Source organism: Enterobacter cloacae complex sp. P27C (assembly GCF_014895705.1).
Lineage (GTDB): Bacteria > Pseudomonadota > Gammaproteobacteria > Enterobacterales > Enterobacteriaceae > Enterobacter > Enterobacter bugandensis.
This window is the reverse complement of sequence record NZ_JADBQB010000005.1, coordinates 11,767-34,312: the sequence shown is the minus strand read 5'-3', so window position 1 is coordinate 34,312 and position 22,546 is coordinate 11,767. Positions and strand designations below refer to the sequence as shown.

General features: G+C 61.5%; 4 protein-coding genes. 1 reads left to right on the top strand and 3 read right to left on the bottom strand.

What is annotated here, in order from left to right; translation table 11 throughout:
- Positions 1 to 163 precede the first annotated feature (163 nt).
- On the top strand, positions 164 to 1,048 hold the full coding sequence (locus IM291_RS11265) for a hypothetical protein (RefSeq protein ID WP_028013087.1): 885 nt from the start codon (positions 164 to 166) through the stop codon (positions 1,046 to 1,048).
- A gap of 34 nt (positions 1,049 to 1,082) precedes the next feature.
- Here the strand turns inward: IM291_RS11265 and IM291_RS11260 are convergent, their stop codons facing one another.
- From IM291_RS11260 to IM291_RS11250, 3 genes are all read right to left on the bottom strand, one after another.
- Positions 1,083 to 2,258 (bottom strand): HlyD family type I secretion periplasmic adaptor subunit, encoded by a 1,176-nt coding sequence (locus IM291_RS11260; RefSeq protein ID WP_192971043.1) that lies wholly within the window; start codon positions 2,256 to 2,258, stop codon positions 1,083 to 1,085.
- A complete protein-coding gene (locus IM291_RS11255) occupies positions 2,255 to 4,432 on the bottom strand; it encodes a type I secretion system permease/ATPase (protein WP_047368514.1) in 2,178 nt (725 codons plus the stop codon). Before IM291_RS11255 ends, IM291_RS11260 begins: the two co-directional genes overlap by 4 nt.
- Before the next feature lie 72 nt (positions 4,433 to 4,504).
- Complete coding sequence (locus IM291_RS11250) at positions 4,505 to 22,510, bottom strand: Ig-like domain-containing protein (protein WP_192986880.1); 18,006 nt, start codon at positions 22,508 to 22,510, stop codon at positions 4,505 to 4,507.
- Positions 22,511 to 22,546: the final 36 nt, after the last annotated feature.

The window sequence follows — 22,546 nt, the reverse complement described above, 5'->3', positions numbered from 1 at the left end:
CTGTAACATCTTTGCGTTAATCACCCTTTTCCACGCATAAATATAACTCTATATTTCTTTTAAAATACCGACCGCAAGCCACTTTTTCTCAGGTATAATGAAAATTCCGAAAAAGAAGGCTGGATACTTCATCTATCGGCTCATCAAATACGAGAAAAATGCTATGGATAATCACATCTCATCCAGGGCCTTGCTACATCGAAGGGATGTTATAAAAAGCAACCCGCGGTTTAGTGAGGCAATATTAGAGCACTACACAATCAATGACGCCATCTACAAAAAACAACCCTTGTTCTACAAGACAATGCTTCAGGAATCACGGTTTAACATTATTCTTTCCATGTGTTGTTTTATATTTGGCAATCAGGCCGAATCCGTCTCAGAGATAAAAGAGTTATGTTCCCGCTATAAAATAGCCAGCCCCAACAGCGTTATTGCGATCATTACGTTACTCAGAACCACGGGACGCATCAGGACCTGGCGCTGTACGGAAGACCGGCGAAAAACGAGAATTGCCCCAACCGAAAAAGGATTGAATGAACTCAAACGCTATATGTCCGGTGCATTTTTACCCGTCAGCATTCTTTACCCGACGTTTAATATTGATGTTAACCTGCTGGATAATGACACATTGAGAAATAATTTCTTCCGCCGCGCGGCAGAATATCTTTTTCGGGGATTAACGTTCAGAAAAGTTTTACCGGAAGTGGGGTTATTTATTGATAAGGATGGAGGCCGCATGATTATGCTGTATCTTTACCTGCAGGCCATAAAAAACAAATCCGCCCACGGCGCGGTTATTCAATACTCCGCCAGCACGCTCGCTAAAGAATTCTTTGTCTCCCGGATCCACGTCAACCGGATTATCAAATCGGCGCATGAGGCAGGTTATCTTAAAGATCGCGGTGACGGTCGCCTGTCGGTGTATCCGGCGTTTTTCGAACTGGTCGAAAACTATGCCGGATTATATTTCGCCTATGTTACTCATTACATTAACGTGGTGCCGAAGGAGCGACGCCACCCAAACAACGTAACGTCAACGGTATAATACAAATGGCGTTCGGTATCCCGAACGCCAATCTTTATCTCTCGCGCAGCGCCTCTTTTGCCTTGTTCAGCGGTTTCAACAGATAATCCAGGATGGTTTTGCTGCCGGTTTTAATATCTACCGTTGCAATCATCCCTGGAAAGACCGGAAAGTCTTTGCCCTGCTTATTGGTCAGGTGGTTACTGTCGGTGCGGATATAGACGCGGTAGTAGTAGACATCTCTTTTCACCTCGTCCTGCAGGGTGTCCGGCGAAATCATGGTCACCTCGCCCTCCAGCCCGCCATAGATGGAGTAGTCATAGGCCGTAATTTTCACCAGCGCTTTCTGGCCGGGGTGGATAAACGCGACATCGCGCGGCGAGATTTTCGCCTCAACCACCATCTGGTCGTCCAGCGGGACCAGGCTCATCAGCTTGCCGTTCGGGGGAATAACGCCGCCCACGGTCGTCACGTCAATATCCTTCACAATCCCACGCACCGGCGCGTTGAAGGTCAGCCGGGTCAGGGAGTCCTCACGCCCTTTCATCACCGAACGCTGGGCTTCAATCTCCGCGTTGGCTTTCGCCAGCTCTTCGCGGGCGCGGACGTAATACTGATTTTTCATCTCGGTGATTTTATTCTCAAGCTCATTTTTTTGACGCTCAAGACGTAACACCTCAACCTTGCTGGCCGCCCCCTGGGTCACCAGCGGACGGGTTAACGACAGCTCGCGCTGCACCAGCTCGGCGCCCTGACGTAAGCCGTTCAGCCCTTTTTCAAGGCTCTCGCGACGGGACTGATAGAGCGCCGTTTCCTGTTTGACCAGCTCAACGTCATCGTCCAGCTCCTCGGGAAACGCGAGTTCCGTGTCGTTAACTTCGGCCTTCAGTCGCGCAGCCGTTGCCAGCGCCGCGTTCAGACGAGACTCGCTCTCCAGCACGCTGGACTCGGTTTTAGTCCGGTCAAGCTGTGCCAGCTGCTGACCGCGCTCAACGATATCGCCTTCGCGAACCAGCAGGCTGTGGATAATCCCCCCTTCCAGGGACTGAATCACCTGCTCATGGGAGGACGGTATCACCTTGCCGCTGCCGGTCGTGACTTCGTCCAGCTGGAACAGGCTCGCCCATGCGATAAACACCGCCAGCAGGGCGAACAGCGACCATGCCACCAGCGAGGATCGCGGCAGGCGCGGCTCTTTCAGACGGCTGTTATAACGGGAGAAATCGTTCATGCCGCACCCTCCTCTGCTACAGCCGCCGGCTTCATGGTCACGGTGCGCTGTGCCGCCTTTTGCGGCGCCAGCCCGTGCTGATGCAGGATCGCGTCGCGCGGACCGTCCATCACCACCTTGCCGTTTTCCAGTACAATAATGCGGTCGACCAAATCCAGAATCGGCAGGCGATGCGTTGCCACCACCAGCGTCCGGCGCTTGCCCAGCCATTTGTGAAGATGCTGAATAAACTGCTTCTCGCTCATCTCGTCCAGCCAGGCGGTAGGCTCATCCAGCAGCAGGATATTCGGGGCAGTGATCAGCGCGCGCGCCAGCAGCAGCGCCTGACGCTGTCCGCCGGAGAGGCCCGTTCCGCCCTCGTTGATGATGGTGTTCAGCCCCATTTTCTGCTTACGCACGTACTCCAGCGCGCCGCTATTGACCAGCGCCTGATGAATTTCATCGTCAGTGGCGAGTGGGTTCCCCATCAGGATATTGTCCCGCACGGAGCCAAAGAACAGCCGCGCCTGCTGGCTAAGCAGCTGCATGTCGCGACGCAGGTCGGCCGGGTCCAGATGATTGAGAGCAATATCGTCCAGCAGAATGCTCCCCTGCTGCGGCTCCTGCATGCCCGCCAGAAGCTGCAGCAGCGTGCTTTTACCGGAGCCGTTACGCCCGAGCACCGCCACGCGCTCACCGGCGCGAATCTGCAGTTTGCTGATGTTCAGCACGGTGAGTTTCTCTTCCTCGTCATAGTAGAAGCCGACGTCTTCCAGCCGGTAATCCCCGCGCAGGTGGGCTTTATGCACCTTCTTCCCGTGCTGCGGATCGTCAATCGGGCGCTGCATCAGGTCATCCAGCCCCTTGCGGGCCACTTTTGCCGACTGCCAGCGCGAGAGCACGCCAGAGATCTGCGACAGCGGCGCGATGGTACGCGATGCCAGAATCGAGGTTCCCACCAGCGCACCGGTGGTCATGTCGCCGCTGATGACCAGGTAACAGCCCACCAGCAGGACCACCGCATAGACGATGGACTGCACCTCCTGGGTCCAGGTCAACAGCAGCCCCGTCAGCCAGCGCTGCTTCATGCCGACGCTGGCGGCCACGTCGTTGGTGTTGTTCCACTGGTTCTGGAAACGCTGCTCGGCGCGCATCAGCTTGATGTCTTCAATACCCTGCACCGCCTCCACCAGCGTCGCGTTACGAATGGCGGATTCACGCATCCCTTCGCTGGAGAGTTTCCCCAGCGGGCGCTGCACCAGCAGGCCCGGAATGAGCAGCAGCGGCACGGCGAGCAGGACCACCAGCACCAGTGGGCCGCCAATCATCCACAGAATAAAGACGAACAGCAGGAAGAACGGCAGATCGGAGATCGCCGCAATGGTGGTCGAGGTGATGAGCTCGCGCACCGACTCCAGCTCGCGGATCTGGGCGATAAACGATCCGGTTGATTTGGAGCGCGCCCCGTTTTTAATCCGCAGCGCGTGGGCAAAGACGCGTTCTGAGATGCGCAGGTCGGCGCGTTTCCCCACCACGTCCGAAATATGCACGCGCAGCATGCGCATGATGAATTCAAACACGATGGCTAGCATGACGCCGCCAAACAGTACCCACAGCGTGGCCTCCGACTGCGACGGCACCACCCTGTCGTACACCTGCATGGAGAAGACCATGCCGGAGAGCGCCAGCACGTTAGCGACCAGCGCCACCAGCATGATGTCGCTGTAGCGGCGCCAGTCCTTCAGCGCCAGCTGCCAGAACCAGTTTTTCTCATACGGTTTGATGTAGTCGTCCACGCGGGCATCCGGCGTGGACTCAAGCGGGCGCAGTACCAGCAGCGTTTTCAACCGTGAGCCGAGCGCGTCCCGCGTTAGCGTCGTCTCCAGCCCGCCGTCGCCGCTGAACTGCAGGCTGACGTTGCCTTCGTTATCCATGCGGTTAATGACCGCGATTTGACCGCCAGTGAATTCCGCCAGCAGCGGCAGGCGCCACGGATCGAGAGATGTTGCATCCGTCGCCACGCGCATTCCCAGCCCTAGCTGGCGCGCCATCTCCTCCAGCACCAGCTGGCGCGGAGACTGACTTTCATGGTTAATCGTGACCCGAACGTGCTCCACCGAAAAGTCCAGCCGGTAGTGCTTCGCGATGATGAGCATGCCCTGCAGCCAGGGTTCGTACTGTGGATGTGTCTTCATAATCTCCGGGTTAACGCCATTCGTGTAAAGAAACGCCAAAAGGCCGCGAGGATTACTCCCCGCGGCGTTGGTTTACGCAATTAACAGCTGATGATTCGCCAGCAGCGTCGCCAGGTCCGTCTGCACGCCGTTCAGCGTCACCAGGGTGGTTGGTGAGAACTGGCCGCCGGTACCGTCCAGATCCACCTGGATTTCGGTATTGCTGCCGTTCTGCACCACGCGGACATAATCGGTAATGTTGCCCGCGCTGCTGTCCAGCGTGGCCACGCCGTTCACATAGCTCGCCGAGCCCGTGCCGGTATAGCCGCTGCCGGAGAGCAGATCGCGCAGGTCAATACGATCCGTGTCCGCGGTCCCTTCCCAGGTGCCGACTGTGAAGCCGTTCACCACGTCGTGACCGTTACCGCCCGTCGCGTCCGACGCGTTGATCAGCTTGTAGAGCAACGTATCGTGACCGCCGCTGCCGATGTTGAAGGTGTCGTTCCCGCCGCGGCCTTCGAACTGGTTATCACCGCTGTTGCCGGTAATGACGTCGTCGAAGTTCGAGCCGTTGATGCCCTCAATGTTGAGCAGTCGTGACGTACCGAACCCGGTGTCCTGCGCGGTAGAGAGACGCAAATCAACGGTTACGCCGGAAGTCGCATTGCGGTAATCCACCACGTCCATCCCGCCGGTGTTGCTCCAGGTGTCGTAGTCGGAATGGGTATTCCAGCCGCCGGAACCGTTGTAGGTATAGGTGCCATCCTCTGCGATAAAGGTGTCGTTATACCCGGTCCCGGTGAGGGTCCCGCTGTGGCCGCCGGTGGCCGCTTCGGCCGTCAGAACGTAGCCCTCTTTGCCGTTGCCCGCCTCCAGACCGCTCCAGGTGACGTTATCCGACACGCCGTTGGTGATCTTCAGGATCTCGGCCGAATAGGTTTCATTCGGATCCAGCCCGTAGAAGCTCACCAGCGCAGAGGTATCGTTCGAACCAATACCAGACTGGGCGTTAATGATCTGCGAAGCCACCAACACGCCCGCGGCGTTGTACAGATTGACCGTGTTGCCGTAGAAGGCATTGATGCCCTCGCTGTCGACAATGTGCAGGTGCATCGCGGTACCGTCGGCAATTTTGGCGCTGTTTTGCACCAGCACCACCTTGCCGTTCTGCTGCGACACCAGCAGATCCTTCGCGCCGTCCCAGTTGTAGTCCACTGCCGCCACGCCGGTGGCGTAGGCCAGGCCAGTTTTAAGCTGGCTGGCGGTCCAGCTGGAACCGTAGCCGTTGTTGGTGAACAGCGTCGCCGTCTGTGAACCGCCGTAGGTGCTGAGCTTGATGATGTCCATCTGCCCGTCCCCGTTCCAGTCCACCGCCACCGAGAGATACCCCGCCGTGGCGTTAGAGGCTTCCACCGCGCTCTTGGTGGTCGAGAGCTTCCCGGTACCGTCGTTGTAGTAGATCACCCCGCCGTTGTTGTTGTAGCTGCTGCCCAGGTACAGATCCATGTAGCCATCGCCGTTGAAATCCGCCCACGTCATGGACGCCGCCGTGGTGGTATTCGCGGCGTTTACCACAAACACGTTGGTCAGGTTCTGGCCGATGGAGAGCGTGCCGTTGCCGTTGTTGTTGATCACGGTTAACGAGTACGCGCCGCTGCGGTTGGTGTGCTGGACAATATCCACCGTACCGTCGTTGTTCAGGTCGACGCCGGAGATTTCACGCCCGGAGTCGAACTGACCGTAGAAACCGCCCTCCCCGCCGGTGCCGTCCGGCGACAGGACGCCGTTGTTGTTCACCAGGTAGGTCAGTGAGTCCATACCGGCATCGCCGTACGCCAGATCCAGATAGCCATCGCCGGTTTTATCGTACGCAATCACGCCGCCGTACCAGATAGTGGTCCCCATCGCCAGCTGGCTGGCGTTATAGGTGCTGCCATCGTAGGTCCACATCACCTGAGTAGACCCGGCGTAGGTATTCTCGGTCGCGAAGATATCCTGCGTGCCGTTACGGTCAAAGTCGGCGGCGGTCTGGCTCACCACGTAGTAGCCGCGGGTGTTAGTCAGCGTATTGCCGGCATAGGTCGAGCTATCGCTACTGGAGTAAGCCTGAGTGTTCGCAATGATATTCCACAGACCGCTGCTGTTCATGCCGAGGGTCATGGTGGAGTTGTTGCTGTTCCCCGCCGTGGTTGCCCAGTCGGTATTCACCGTGGTGGTATCAATCACCAGGCTGCCGGTCGCCGTACCGGTGGTATTGCCGTTACCCGCGCTGCTCTTCACCTGCGCCGTCACGCTGTAGCCCGCCACGCTCAGGGCATCGCCGTCCGGGATCTGCAGGTACCAGGTATTGTGATCCGGGTCGACTACCACGGCCCCCCCCGTCTGGGAGGTGTAGGTTTTCCCGTTCACCGTCACCACCAGATACTCGCCATTCACCAGGTCGGCGGAGACGGTACCGCTGACGATTGGGGTGGTATCTGACGTGGTCTGGGCGGTAATCGCCGCCGTGGTGGTCGGGATACTGGTATCAACGTTCAGCACGAAGCCGTCGGATTCCGTGTAGTTACCGGCTTTGTCGGTCACACGCACGATGTACGTGTGGTTGCCATCGCTCAGGCCGTTATCCTGGAAGGACCAGCTTGCGCTGCCGTTCATGGTCACCTGACCGAGCAGAACGCCGTCGCGGTATAGCTGGACGATCTCGCCGTCTTCAGGGGCGCGGTTGAGCGTACCGTTGATCAGCGGTGCGTTATCGTCCGTGGCCACCGTGCTGCCAAAGGTGCCCTGACGCTCGCCTTCACCGTCGGTATAGCTCACTACCGTGCCTACCGTAGCTGGCGGCGTGGTGTCCACCGTCACCACCTGAGAGGCGGTGGAGCCGACGTTGCCCGCCTGGTCGATAATCCGCACCTGGTAGGTGTAATCCCCGTCAGGCAGATCGCGGGTATCGGTGTAGGTCCAGCGCTGATTAGTCACCGTGGTGTCAACCCAGGTGTTTCCGCCGTCAAGGCTGATCTGCACCCTCTCGTCGCTCGCCAGCGCGCTGCCCAGCGAGCCGTTGATGGTCAGGGTGGTGTCCATAGTGATGAAATCACTCCCGGACTGCCCGGTATCATCGCTGATGCTGTCGATGGTGATGCCGTACTGCGGCGCCTGGGTATCCACCGTCACGGTCTGGGTGGTAGTGGCACCGACGTTGCCCGCCTGATCGACAACCCGCACCTGATAGCTGTAATCCCCGTCGGCCAGAGTGCGCGTGTCGTTATAGCGCCACTGGGTACCGCTTATCGTGGCATACACCCAGGTGCTGCCGCCGTCCATGCTCACCTGCACGTACTCACCCGCCCCTAACTCTGCGCCAAGCGTGCCATGCAGGGTGTACGAGGTCGAACTGGTCAGGAAGTCGTTATTGTCGAAGCCGGTATCCACGGTGATGTTATCCACCGTCACCGTAATCGCCGCATCCGGGGCGACCGTATCGACGGTCACCTGCTGATGGGCGCTGGCGCCCACGTTGCCCGCCGCATCCACCACGCGCACGTAGTAGTCATAGGTCTGGTTACCCAGCGTACGTCCGTCCACGTAGTACCAGCTGTTGCCGGTGACAATCACGTTCTGCCAGGTGACGCCGCCGTCGATGCTGATCTGGGCATACTCGCCGTCGGCCAGCGTCGCGCCGAGCGAGCCGTGCAGCGTCAGTGACGTATCGTTGGTGATAAAGTCGCTGCTGCTCAGGCCGGTATCGTCGCTGATGCTGTCGATAGCGATCGTTTTGCTGGCGTCCGGCGCAACCGTATCAATCGTCACGACCTGGCTGGCGGTGGCGCTGATGTTGCCCGCGTCGTCAATCACGCGCAGCTGGTAGTTGTAATCCCCGTCGGCCAGCGTACGACCGTCCACGTAGGTCCAGGTCAGACCGCTCACGCTGACGTCGGTCCAGGTGACGCCGCCGTCGAGGCTGATCTGCGCGTGGTCGCCGCTGCCCAGCGCCGCGCCGAGCGTCCCTTTCAGGCTGATCTGGTTGTCGCTGGTGATAAAGTCGCTGCCGGACAGGCCTGTATCCTGGGTGACGGAATCCACGGTAATGGTCGTTGCCGCAGGCTTCGTCAGGTCAATCACCACGTCCTGGCTGTCCGTTGCCCCCACGTTGCCCGCGCTATCGATCACCCGCACCTGGTACTGATACGAACCGTCCGTCAGGGTGCGGCCATCGGTGTAGCGCCACGTGGTGCCGGTCACCGTCAGGTCAATCCAGGTGGTGCCGCCGTCGAGGCTGATCTGCGCCTTCTCGTTATTGCCGAGCTGCGCGGTCAGGGAGCCGTTGACCACTACCTGCTTATCGTTGGTGATGAAATCCGTCGCGCTCAGGCCGGTGTCGTTTTGCAGCGAATCAATGCTGATGCCCATCGACGGCGCGGTGAGATCGACGGTGACGGTGTGGTTATCGCTGGCGCTGTTGCCGATAGCGTTGCTGACCTGCGCCTTAATCACGTACGAACCGCCGTCTGCCAGGGCGGTGACGTCTGCGCTGCCCACCGTGTAGCTCCAGGTGCCGTCATTCTGCACGGTCGCCGCGTAGGTTTTGCCGTTCAGGGTGATGGTCACCGTCTGGCCCGCAGGCGCGTCGGTGGTGCCGCTGACGACCAGCGGCGTGCCGTGTTCGGCCGCGTTGACGATATCGTCCTGCGCAAAAGTGTTAATGGTGATGGTTGGGACATCACCGTTCAGCGTCACGTCATGCGTTGCGCTACCCGGGTTGCCCGCCCTGTCGCTTACCGACGCGGTAATGGTGTAATCCCCGTCGCTCAGGCCGAGGAAATCACGCCCCGGCACGAAGACCGACCACGTTCCGTCCGCCCCGACGGTCGCCTGATAGCTGTGCCCGCTGAAGGAAACGGTCACCGTCTGGCCCTGTTCTGCCGTGGTGGTGCCGCGGATGGTCTGACCCGCCAGCTGCTCCGCATTGTTGACGATATCGTCATCCGCCACGGTGCTGATGGTCACGGTCGGCGCAGCGGTATCCACCGTTAAGGTGTGCGTGGTCTGGCCGCCGTTACCGGCTTTGTCGTTGACCGACGCGGTGACCGTCAGCGCCCCCTGGCTCAGGATAGCCAGATCTGCCGCCGGCACATCGAGCGTCCAGGTGCCGTCGCTGCCCACCAGCGCAGTGTAGGTTTTGCCGCCCAGCGTCACGGTGACGGTCTGGCCCGCCTCCGCGCTGGACGATCCGTGTACCGTCAGCGGCTGCTGCGCTTCCAGCGCGTTCAGCATGTCGTCACCCGACAGTGTCGCAATGCTCACGACAGGCGCGGTGGTATCCACGCTGATGCCGTGCGTCGCCGAGGCGCTGTTGCCCGCGCTGTCCTGCGCCGACACGGATACCTGATAGCTCGCGCCATCGGCCAGGGCACCCACGTCTGCGGCCGGAACGGTGGTCGTCCAGCTGCCGTCGTTCTGGATGGCGGCCGTATAGGTCTTGCCGTTCAGCGTCACGGTGACCTGCGTCCCGCTGGCGAACTGGGCGCTGGAGCCGTTAATCACCAGCGAACTACCCGCTTCTGTCGCGTTGATGACGTCGTCACCGCTGAGGGTATTCACCGTCAGCGCCACGGAAGCCGTATTCACCACCACATCGTGAGTCTGGGTGCTGCTGTTGCCCGCGCTGTCGGTAATGGTCGCGCTAATGGTCACGGTGCCGTCGGTCAGGGCAGAAATCACGCTGGCCGGAACGCCCACGCTCCAGTTGCCGCTGGCGTCAACGGTGGTGGTGTACTGGTTTGAACCGATGGTGATGACCAGCTTATCGCCGACGCTCGCGCCGGTTGCCGTGCCGCTCACGATCTGCGCCTGCCCGTGCTCCACGCTGTTGATGACGTCATCGCCCGCCACGACGTTAAAGCTGACGGACGGCGGTGTGGTATCAAGCGTAATCGCTTTGCCCGCGCTGCCCGGGTTACCCGCGGCGTCGCTCACGCTGACCTGCACGGTGTAGCCGTTATCGGCCAGTGCGGAGAGGTCAGTGCCCGGTACGTTGACGCTCCAGATACCACCCTGCTGCACCTGAGCGGTATAGCTCTTGCCGCCCAGCGTCACGGTGACCGTCTGCCCGGCTTCCGCCGTGGTGGTGCCGGAGATGGCCACGCCCGCAGCCGCTTCGCTGCCGTTAATCACGTTATCACCTGCCACCGTATCAATCGTCACGGTCGGCGCGGTCGCATCCACGCTGTACTCGCGGCCCGCCGTCGCGCTGTTGCCGTGCACGTTGGTGACGCTCACCTGCACGCTGGCGTCGCCGTCCTTCAGGCCCGCGAGATCCGCGGAAGGCACGGTGGCCGTCCAGTTGCCGTCGGCATCCACTTTCGCGGTGTAGGTTTTGCCGCCGAAGGCGATTGTGACGGTCTGGTTTTCCTCCACGTTCGAGGTGCTGCCCGAGAGCACCAGATCCGCGCCTTTCTCCGCCGCGTTAATCACGTCGTCGGTGGCGATCGCATCGATGCTGATAGCCACGGCCGCCAGATCGACGGTGACGTCGTGACTGATGGAGACCGGGTTGCCCGCGCTGCTCTGGCCTGCCACGGTGACGGTCACCGCGCCTGCTGCCAGGGCACCCACGTCTGCGGCCGGGATCGCCGCGCTCCAGGTACCGTTCGCCAGCACGGAGGCCGCATAGGTTTTGCCGTTAACGGTCACGGTGAGCGTGGTGCCCGCCGCCAGCCCGTCGCTGGAACCGGTGACGATCAGGTTCTGTCCGTGCTCGATGCTGTTGATCACATCATCGCCCGCCACGGTATTGATACGCAGACCCGGCAGGCTGGCGTCTATAACGATTTCGCGCTCGCCCGCGCCGGTATTGCCGTGGCCGTTGGTGACGGTCGCCGACACGGTCAAATCGCCGTTGCCCAGCGCCGTCAGGACGGACTCCGGCACGCTCACGGACCAGGTCAGATCGCTCTGCACCGTCGCGGTGTAACTGTTGCCGCCGATGTTCACCGTCACCGTGTTACCGGCTTCCGCGTTCGCCACCTTACCGGTGATGGTCTGGCCTGCCGCCACTTCTGCCGCGTTGATGACGTTATCACCCGCCACAGTGTTGATGGTGACGGTCGGCAGCGCGGTGTCGACCAGCAGGTTCGCCGTATTGCTGATGCTATTGCCCACGCCGTTGGTCGCGGCTGCGCTCAGGGTGTAATTCGCTTCGCCCAGACCCGCCAGATCCACCGCCGGAACCGTCAGGCTCCAGGTGCCGTCTGCGGCGGTCGTTGCAGTGTAGCTTTTTTCGTTGAGGGTCACGGTCACCAGGGTGCCTTCCGCGAGGTTGGCGCTGGTGCCGCTGACGCTCAGATCCTGACCTTTTTCCACCGCGTTCAGGACGTTATCGCCGCTGATGGCGTTAAAGCCCACGGACGGCAGCCCGGTGTCCACGGTGACGTTATGGCTGCCGCTGCCGGTGTTGCCCGCCGCGTCGGTAACAGACGCAGTGACGGTCACGGTGCCGTCGCTGAGGCCGGAAATCACGCTGGCCGGGACGCCCACGCTCCAGTTACCCGCCGCGTCCAGCACGGTGGTGTACGTCTGGCCGCCAATCGTGACGGTGACCTTATCGCCCGCTGCTGCGCCGGTGGCGGTGCCGCTGATGATTTGCGCCTGCGCGTGCTCAGCGAGGTTAATCACGTCATCGCCCGCCACGGTGTTGATGGTCACCGCAGGGACGGTCACGTCCACCGTCAGGTTATGGTTTACGGATGCCGGGTTGCCCGCCTTGTCGCTTACGCTCGCGGTCACGGTGACGCTGCCGTCGCTGAGCGACGCCAGATCCGCTGCCGGAACGTTCAGCGTCCAGCTGCCGTCCGCGCTGACGGTTGTGGTGTAGTCCTTGCCGTTCAGCGACACGGTCACGGTCTGGCCCGCTTCGGCGGTGCTGGTGCCGGAAACCGTCAGGTCAGACTGCGCTTCCGTGGCGTTCAGGATGTCGTCAGTCGCCATCGTATTAATGGTGACGGACGGCGCGGTGGCATCCACGCTGTACTCGCGGCCCGCCGAAGCGCTGTTGCCGTTCACGTTGGTGACGCTCACCTGCACGCTGGCGTCGCCGTCCTTCAGGCCCGCCAGATCCGCAGCCGGCACGGTATAGGTCCAGTTGCCGTCTGCTTCTACGGTAGTGGTGTAGATTTTACCGTTCAGGCTCAGGGTGACGGTCTGCCCGGCTTCCACGTTGGTGGTCGCGCCGGACAGCACCAGATCCGCCCCTTTCTCCGCCGCGTTGATCACGTCGTCGGTGGCAATGGCGTTGATGCTGATGGCAACGGTAGCCAGATCCACGGTCACGTCGTGGCTGATGGTGATCGGGTTACCCGCCGCGCTGTCGCCGGTGACGCTGATTTTTACTGTGCCTTCCGGCCACGCGCTCACGTCCGCAGACGGAACCGCCGCGCTCCAGGTGCCGTCCGCCAGCACCGTCGCCGAATAGTCTTTGCCGTTCACGGTAACGGTCAGCGTAGTGCCCGCCGCCAGCCCGTCGCTGGAGCCGGAAACGATCAGGTTCTGCGCATGCTCAATGCTGTTGACCACGTCGTCGCCCGCCACGGTGTTCACGCGCAGGCCCGGCAGGTTAGCGTCGATCGTAATATCGCGCTCACCGGTGCCGGTGTTGCCGTGGCCGTTGGTGACGGTTGCCGTCACGCTCAGGCTGCCGTTGCCGAGTGCGGTCAGCACATCAGACGGCACGTTCACGGACCAGCTCAGATCGTTCTGCACCGTTGCGGTATAGCTGTTGCCGCCAACGGTCACGGTTACGGTGTTGCCCGCTTCGGCATTCGCCACGGTACCGCTCAGGGTCTGGCCTGCCGCCACTTCCGCCGCGTTGATAACGTTATCGCCCGCCACGGTGTTGATGGTGACGGTCGGCAGCGCGGTGTCGACCAGCAGGTTCGCAGCGCTGCTCACGCTGTTGCCCACGCCGTTGGTGGCGGTCGCATTGAGGGTGTAACTGGCCTGACCGAGACCGGCCAGATCCGCAGCCGGAACCGTCAGGCTCCAGGTGCCGTCCGCAGCGGTCGTTGCGGTGTAGTTTTTACCGTTCAGGGTCACGGTCACCACGGTGCCTTCCGCCAGGTTGGCGCTGGTGCCGCTGACGCTCAGATCCTGACCTTTTTCCACCGCATTCAGAACGTTGTCGCCGCTGATGGCGTTAAAGCCCACGGACGGCAGCCCGGTATCGACGGTCACGTTATGGGTGCCGCTGCCGGTGTTGCCCGCCGCGTCGGTAACAGACGCAGTGACGGTCACGGTGCCGTCGCTGAGGCCGGAAATCACGCTGGCCGGGACGCCCACGCTCCAGTTACCCGCCGCGTCCAGTATGGTGGTGTAAGTCTGGCCGCCGATGGTAACGGTGACCTTATCGCCCGCTGCCGCGCCGGTGGCGGTGCCGCTGATAATCTGCGCCTGACCGTGTTCGGCGACGTTAATCACGTCGTCGCCCGCCACGGCGTTGATGGTGACCGCAGGGACGGTCACGTCCACCGTCAGGTTATGGTTTACGGATGCCGGGTTGCCCGCCTTGTCGCTCACGCTCGCGGTAACGGTGACGCTGCCGTCATTAAGCGCCGCCAGATCCGCCGCCGGAACGTTTAGCGTCCAGCTGCCGTCCGCGCCGACGGTTGTGGTGTAGTCCTTGCCGTTCAGCGTCACGGTCACGGTCTGGCCCGCTTCGGCGGTGCTGCTGCCGGAAATCGCCAGGTCAGACTGCGCTTCCGTGGCGTTCAGGATGTCGTCAGTCGCAATCGTATTAATGGTGACGGACGGCGCGGTGGCATCCACGCTGTACTCGCGGCCCGCAGAGGCGCTGTTGCCGTTGACGTTGGTGACGCTTACCTGCACGCTGGCGTCGCCGTCCTTCAGGCCCGCCAGATCCGCAGCCGGCACCGTGGCGGTCCACTTACCCGCCGCGTCCACCGTGGCGGTGTAGTTCTTGCCGCCGAAGGTGATGGTGACGGTTTGATTTTCCTCCACGTTTGAGGTGGTGCCGGAGAGCACCAGATCCGCCCCTTTCTCCGCCGCGTTAATCACGTCGTCGGTGGCAATGGCGTCGATGCTGATAGCGACGTTCGCCAGATCCACCGTCACATCGTGGCTGATGGAAACCGGATTGCCCGCGCTGCTCTGGCCCTCAACGGTCACGGTGACCGTGCCCGCTGCCAGGGCACTTACGTCCGCAGAAGGGAGAGCCGCGCTCCATGTACCATCCGCCAGTACCGTCGCGGGATAGGTTTTGCCGTTGACGGTAACGGTCAGCGCCGTGCCTGCGCTCAGACCATTGCTGGAACCGGTAATAATCAGGTTCTGTCCGTGTTCGATGCTGTTGATCACGTCGTCGCCCGCCACGGTGTCCACGCGCAGGCCCGGCAGGCTGGCGTCTATCGCGATCTCACGCTCGCCGCTGCCGCTGTTGCCCACGCCGTTCGTCACGCTGGCGGTTACAGTCAGATCGCCGTTGCCCAGCGCCGTCAGGACCGATTCCGGTACATCGACGGACCAGGTCAGATCGCTCTGTACCGTTGCGGTGTAGCTGTTGCCGCCAATCGTTACGGTCACGGTGTTGCCCGCCTCGGCATTCACCACCTTACCGCTAATGGTCTGGCCAGCAGCCAGCTCCGCCGCGTTAATCACGTCGTCACCGGCGACGGTGTTGATAATCACCCCCGGCAGAACGGACTCCACGTTGACGGTGTGCGAGGTGCTGGTGCCGTTGCCGACGCTGTCCGTTGCCGAGGCAGTGACGGTGTAAAGCGCTTCACCCAACTGACCCACTTCGCTCGCCGGAACCGTCGTGGACCATTTACCGTTGGCCTCAACCGTGGCGCTGTAGGCTTTGCCGTTGAGCATCACGGTCACCACCGCGCCCGCCGCCAGTCCGGAAGCCGTACCGGTGATGGTCAGATCCTGCGTTTTCTCGCTGCTGTTGATCACATCGTCACCGGAGACGGTGTCGATGGTCAGCACCGGCGCGCTCAGGTTGACTTCCACCTTGCGCGTCGCGCTGTTGCTGTTTCCGGCTTTGTCGGTCAGCGCCGCGGTGATGGTGTAATCCCCGGCGGTCAGGGCACCGACGTCCGCCGCAGGCACGCCCACGCTCCAGTTGCCGGACGCATCCAGCGTCGCCGTGTAATCTTTGTTATTGATGGTGACGGTCACCACGTCGCCCGCCGCCGCGCCGGTCACTGAGCCGGTGACGATCAGAGCCTGCCCATGCTCGGCGCTGTTGATCACGTCGTCATCGGAAACGGTGTTGATGGTCAGCTGTGGCACGGTGGTATCGACCAGCACATCGCGAGCAGCGGAGGCCGGGTTGCCCGCTTTGTCCGACACGGCGGCGCTGACGGTATAGTTCCCGTCGGTAATCGCGCCCACATCCGCAGAAGGCACGGTCACGCTCCAGCTGCCGTTTGCCTGCACGGTGGTGGTGTAATCCACGCCGTTCAGCGTGACGGTCACGGTCTGGCCCGCTTCGGCGTTAGAGACGCCGTTGACGACCAGATCCTGCTGCGCTTCGGCGGCATTGATGATGTTGTTGTCGCTGACGATTTCGATGGAGACCGTCGGCGCGGTGGCGTCCACGCCGTACTCGCGTCCCGCCGAGGCGCTGTTGCCGTTTACGTTGGTGACGCTCACCTGCACGCTGGCGTCGCCATCCTTCAGGCCAGCCAGATCTGCCGACGGCACGGTCGCCGTCCAGTTGCCGCTGGCATCCACTTTCGCCGTGTAGGACTTGCCGCCGAACGTGATGTAAACCGTCTGGTTCTCTTCCACGTTGCTGGTGGAACCTGAAAGCACCAGATCTGCGCCTTTTTCTGCCGCATTAATCACGTCGTCGGTGGCAATCGCGTCAATGCTGATAGCAACCGTCGCCAGATCGACCTTCACGTCGTGGCTGATGGAGACCGGGTTGCCTGCCGCGCTATTTCCCTCGACCTTCACGGTGACCGTGCCTGCGCCGAGCGCGCTGACGTCTGCCGCCGGAATGGCCGCCGTCCAGGTACCGTCTGCCAGCACCGTGGCCGCGTAGGTTTTGCCGTTGACGATCACGCTCAGCGCCGCGCCCGCTGCCAGGCCGTCGCTGGAGCCGGTAATAATCAGGTTCTGCGCATGCTCAATGCTGTTAATCACGTCGTCGCCCGCCACGGTATCGATGCGCAGGCCCGGCAGATTGGCGTCGATGGTGATGTCGCGCTCGCCGAAGCCGGTGTTGCCGTGGCCGTTAGTGACGCTGGCTGACACCGTCAGATCGCCGTTACCGATAGCGGTTAAGACCGCGGAAGGCACGTTGACCGACCAGCTCAGATCGTCCTGAACCGTCGCGGTATACGTATTGCCGCCGATTGAAAGGGTGACAGTGTCACCGCTCGCAGCGCCGCTCACCTTCCCGCTCAGGGTTTGTCCGGAAGCGACTTCCGCCGCGTTAATCACGTCATCGATGGCGATTGCGTTAATGGTAACCTGCGGCAGCGCGCTGTCGACCAGCACGCTGTGGCTGGCGTTCGCGCCGTTGCCTGCGCTATCGGTCACGCTTGCCGTGACGGTATAGGTCGCTTCGCCCAGCGCAGAGACGTTCGCCGCCGGAACGGTCACGCTCCAACCGCCGCTGGCGTTGGTGGTCGCGGCGTAGCTGATGCCGTTCAGGATCACCGTAATGGCTGTACCTTCCGGCTGGTTGCTGGTGCCCGAAATCAGCAGATCCTGGCCTTTCTCGACCGCGTTAATCACGTCGTTAAGCGCCAGGGTATTGATGGCAATCTCCGGCGCGGCCAGGGAGACGTCAAATTCATGCGTGGCGGTGGTGCTGTTACCCGCTTTGTCGGTGAGGATCGCGGAAATCGTCTGCTCGCCGTTAGGCAGCGCGCCCACGTCTGCCGCCGGAACGCCCACGCTCCAGCTTCCGGACGCGTCCAGCATCGCGGTGTAGTCTTTGCCGTTCAGGGTGACGGTAATGACGTCACCCGCCTGCGCGCCCGTGACCTTGCCGGAGACGATCAGCGCCTGGCCGTGCTCGGCAATATTCACGATGTCGTCGCCCGCAACGATGTTAAAACTAATCTGCGGCACGGTGGTATCCACCAGCACGGAGGCATCCGCGCTGGCCGGGTTGCCGGCTTTGTCGGATACGGAAGCCGTGACCGTGGCGTTACCGTCGGTAATGCCCGCCAGATCGGCTGCCGGCACGTCCAGCGTCCAGCTGCCGTCGGCCTGCACCTGCGCGGTGTACTGGTTGCCGTTGAAGGTTACGGTGACCGTCTGGCCTGCTTCGGCAGTGGACGTCCCGCTCAGGGTCAGATCCTGCGCTGCCTCAGCCGCGTTCAGCATGTTATCGCCGCTGATGGTATTGATGGTCACCGTTGGCGCGGCGGTATCGACGCTGAACTCCTGCGCAGACGACGCCGCGTTGCCGTTCACGTTGCTCACGCTGACCTGCACGCTGGCGTCGCCGTCCTTCAGGCCGCTCAAATCGGCTGCCGGTACGGTGTACGTCCAGTCGCCGTTGGCGTTCACCGTCGTGGTGTAGGTTTTACCCGCAAAGGTGATGGTGACGGTCTGGCCCGCTTCTACGTTTGCGGAGGAGCCGGAAAGCACCAGATCCTGACCTTTTTCTGCCGCGTTGAGCACGTTGTCCGCGGTCACGCTGTTGATGCTGACGGCGACCGGCGCGAGATCGACGTCCACGACGGTGCCGATAGTCACCGGGTTGCCGGAAGGGTCCTGCGCGCTTGCCTTGATATCCAGCGAACCGTCCGCCCACTGGGACACGTCCGCTGCCGGAACCGCCGCCTGCCAGGTACCGTCCGCCAGTATGGTTGCGGAATAGATCTTACCGTTAATGGTCACCGTGACGGTGCTGCCCGCTGCCAGATCGGTGCTTGAACCGGAAACAATCAGGTTCTGAGCGTGCTCAATGACGTTTATGACGTCATCACCCGCCACGGTATCAATACGCAGGCCCGGCAGTTGGGCGTCGATGGTAAAGTCCAGCGAAGACGAACCGGTGTTGCCGTGTGCGTTGGTGACGCTGGCCGATACGGTCAGTTCGCCGTTGCCGAGCGCGGTTAACTGGCTCTCGGTTAACGGCAGGCTCCATGAGAGATCGTCCTGCACGGTAGCGGTGTATGTTTGACCGCCGAGGATAATCGTGACGGTATCGCCCGATGCCGCGTTAAAGACCTTCCCGGTCAGGGTTTGCCCTGCGGTGACTTCCGCCGCGTTGACGATATTGTCGGTCGCGAAAGTGTTGATAGTGACTACCGGCAACGCGCTGTCCACCAGCACATCGTGCGAGGTTGAGGCGCTGTTGCCCACATTATCGGTAACGCTCGCCGTCACGGTGTAATTGGCTTCGCCCAGCGCGCTCACCGCAGAGGCAGGCACGGTTACGCTCCAGCTGCCGCTGGCGTTAGTGGTGGCGGTGTAGTTGATACCGTTCAGGTTTACGGTGATTGTGGTCCCTTCCGGCTGGTTGCTGGTACCGGAAAGCAGCAGATCTTCACCCTTCTCTGCCGCATTGATCACGTCATCTACGGCCAGGGTGTTAATACCGATAACAGGCGTCACGGTATTCACCACCACATCCAGAGAACTGCTGCCGGTGTTGCCGGAGCGATCGGTCACGGAGACGTTAATGGTCCAGGTGCCGTCCGTCAGCCCCTGAACGACGGATGCAGGCAGGCCGAGGCTCCAGTTGCCCGCCGCGTCCACCGCGGTGGTGTAGTCCACGTTATTAATAGTGATGGTGACCAAATCGCCCGCCGCCGCGCCGGTGACGGAGCCGCTCAGGATCTGCGCCTGAGAATGGGCCAGCTGGTTAACGGTGTTGGTGTCGGTAACAAAGTCATTAATGGTCACCTGCGGCACGGTGGCATCCACCAGCCCAACGCGGTCCGCACTGCTGCTGTTACCTGCCACGTCGCTGACGGAGGCCGTCACGGTAACAGTGCCGTCTGCCAGCGCGCCAACGTCGGCGGCAGGCACGTTCAGCGTCCAGGTGCCGTCAGATTGCACGGTAGTTTGATAGTTTTTGCCGTTCAGCGTCACGGTGACCGTCTGGCCCGCTTCAGCGGTTGTGCTGCCGCTGAGCACCAGATCCTGCTGCGCTTCTGCCGCATTGATGATGTTGTCGTCGGTCAGATTATCGAGCGTAATGGTCGGCGGCTGCGTATCGACGGTCACCACGCGTGAGGCGTCCGCGCTGTTGCCGCTGACGTTGGTCACGCTGACGCTTACCTGCGCCCGCCCGTCAATCAGCGTTTCCATGGCGTTCGCCGGGACGGTCAGGCTCCAGGAGCCATCCTGCTGCACCTGCGCGGTAAAAGTCTGGTCGGCAAATTTCACCACCACGGTTTGCCCTGCCTCCACGCCCTGCGTCTGGCCGGAAAGGGTTAAATCGCTCCCTTTTTCTGCCGCGTTCAGCAGGTCATCGCCGGAGACGGTATCAATGGTGACCGCCACGGCGTTGAGATCGAGTTCAATCGGGTGTTCAGCCGCAACGGTGTTGCCCCAGGCATCTTCTGCGCTGACGCTGACCGTCATACCTCCGGCCGTCCAGGCCTGCAAATCCGCAGCAGGAACGCCAATGCTCCAGCCGCCGCTGGCGGTCACCACGGCCTGATAGTCGACGTTGTTGATGGTGACGACAATCGGCGTACCTGCGGCCAGATGGGTGCTGGCGCCGGTGACGGTCAGATCCTGCTGCTGCTCGATGGCGTTGATTACGTCATCGCCGGAAATGGTGTTTACGCGCAGACCCGGCAGTTCCGCGTTGATATTGATATCGCGCTCGCCGGTGCCGGTATTACCGTGCCCGTTGGTCACGGAGGCGGTAAAGGTCAAATCCCCGTCGCCAAACGCCTGAAGATCCGCTGAAGGGATTGTGACGTTCCAGGTCAGATCGCTGCCCACCGTGGCGCTGTAGCTCTTACCGCCGACGCTAACAGACACCGTATCGCCCGCCGCCGCGCCGGTAACGCGGCCACTGAGGGTTTGGTCCACGCCCGCTTCGGCGTTATTAACCAGGTTATCCCCCGCAAAGGTGTTAATGATCACCTTCGGCAGCACGGTATCGACCAGCAGATTCGCCTCTGCGGAGCCGCTGTTACCCACGCTGTCGGTGCCGCTGACGCTGACGCTATAAAGGGTGTTCGCCAGATTCAGGACGTCGGATACCGGCACCTGAACCGCCCAGATACCGTTTTCGACGGTCGCCTGATAGCTGACGTTGTTCAGCGTCACGGTAACGGCGCTGCCGTCCGGCAGGTTGCTGGTGCCGCTCAGGCTCAGCGGCTGCATTGCCTCCCGGGCATTCAGCACGTTGTCCTGGCTGATGGCGTCAATCGTAAATTCCGGTGGGTTACCGCTCAGCGCAATGCCGTGCGTGGCGCTACCGGTGTTCCCCGCTGCGTCGGTGACGGAGACGGCAATGGTGTGGTTGCCCTCACCCAGCGCGCCGACGACGGAGGCAGGAACGCCCACGCTCCAGCTGCCGTCTGCCTGTACGACGCCGGTGAAGGTCTGGCCGCCAACGGTCACGGTGACGACATCGCCTGCCGCCGCGCCGCTCGCCTGCCCGGAAATAATCTGCGCCTGTCCCTGCTCGCTGGTGTTGAGGATATCGTCGCCCGCGACGGTGTTGATGATGACGACCGGCGCGTTGGTATCTACCGTGAAATCCGTGGTCACGGACGAGCCGTTGCCTGCTTTGTCGCTGACGTTCACCGTCAGGCTGTGGTGACCCTCATTAAGGGCCTGCACCTCGCTGGCCGCCAGCGTGACGGACCAGGTGCCGTCGCTGCCCACCGTGGCGTTATAATTTTTGCCGTTCAGCGTCACGGTCACAATCTGCCCGGCTTCCGCGTTGGTTTTACCACTCAGCGTCAGCGGCTGGTTGTGCTCAGCGGCATTAATGATGTTGTCCTGCGCGAGCGTATCGACGGAGAGCGTTGGCGCAGCGGTATCCACGCCAATCGTCTGGCTTACGCTCACGGTGTTACCCGCCGCGTCTTTGCCGCTGACGCTGACGGTCCAGGTACCGTCGCTGAGCGCCTGCGCGTCTGCCGCAGGCACGTTAACGCTCCACGCGCCGTCTGCTCCCACCTGAGCGGTGTAGGTTTTGCCGTTCAGCGTTACGGAAACGTCGGTTCCCTGCGCCAGATGCTGGCTGCTGCCGGACAGCGTAAAGCCTGCGGACTTTTCGCTGGCGTTAATCACGTTGTCACCCGCCGTTGTCGCCAGCGTAAGCGTGGCCTCGGACGTAGAGACGGTCACGGTGATGTTGCCCGCTGACGTGGTTTTACTGCCGTCGATCTGCACCACCGACCAGGTGTGCTCTCCGTCGGCCTGGGTCGGGAGTTTTACCGTCCAGGTGCCGTCTTTACCGACCATCGCGCTGGCGATGGTGCTGCCGCTGCCGTCTTTAATCTGGATGGTCGCGCCCGGCTGACCGGTACCGCTGAAGGTCGGCGCGTTATCGTCCGTGAGGGCGTTTGCGCTCAGCACTCCCTGCTTGTCGCCCACCTTGTCCGACAGCAGGAAGGTCGGCGTGGCGCTTTCCACTTCTTTTGTGTTATCAATGACTTTCGTTTTGGTTTCGCCGTCACCGCCGTGGGCCAGCAGTGCGCCGATAGCACCGCCGCCTAACGCCGCCCCTGCAATCCAGCCCCACGGGGCATCGCTCAGGGCGCTTCCCTGCTCCAGGAAGGGTTCAATGCTGCTAATGGGTGTGGCCTGCGCGGTTAATTCAGTAGCGGCAACGCCTGATGCTTCCCCGGCATCGGCAAAAGAGAGATGAGTCAGTTCCTGCCCGTCGTTGAACACCAGCTCTGACTGATGTTGGGTTTCAGGATCTTCAACAAAATAGTTATTGCAGCGAATAACGCTGCCGTCCTTCATATAAATGAGAAGGTCTTTACCCTGGCGGACATAACGCACCACGTCCTGAGCAGAGCCCTGAATTTCAATCACGCTCGGCGATGAAATAGAGACCGACAGATTTCCTTCGCCGGTTAATTTCGTTTTCTCCGCCGTTTTGCGAATGATGACATCAACAACCTTTACGTTACTCATATTCCTCTCCTTGCAGGTGTACGGATCCCTGTGGAT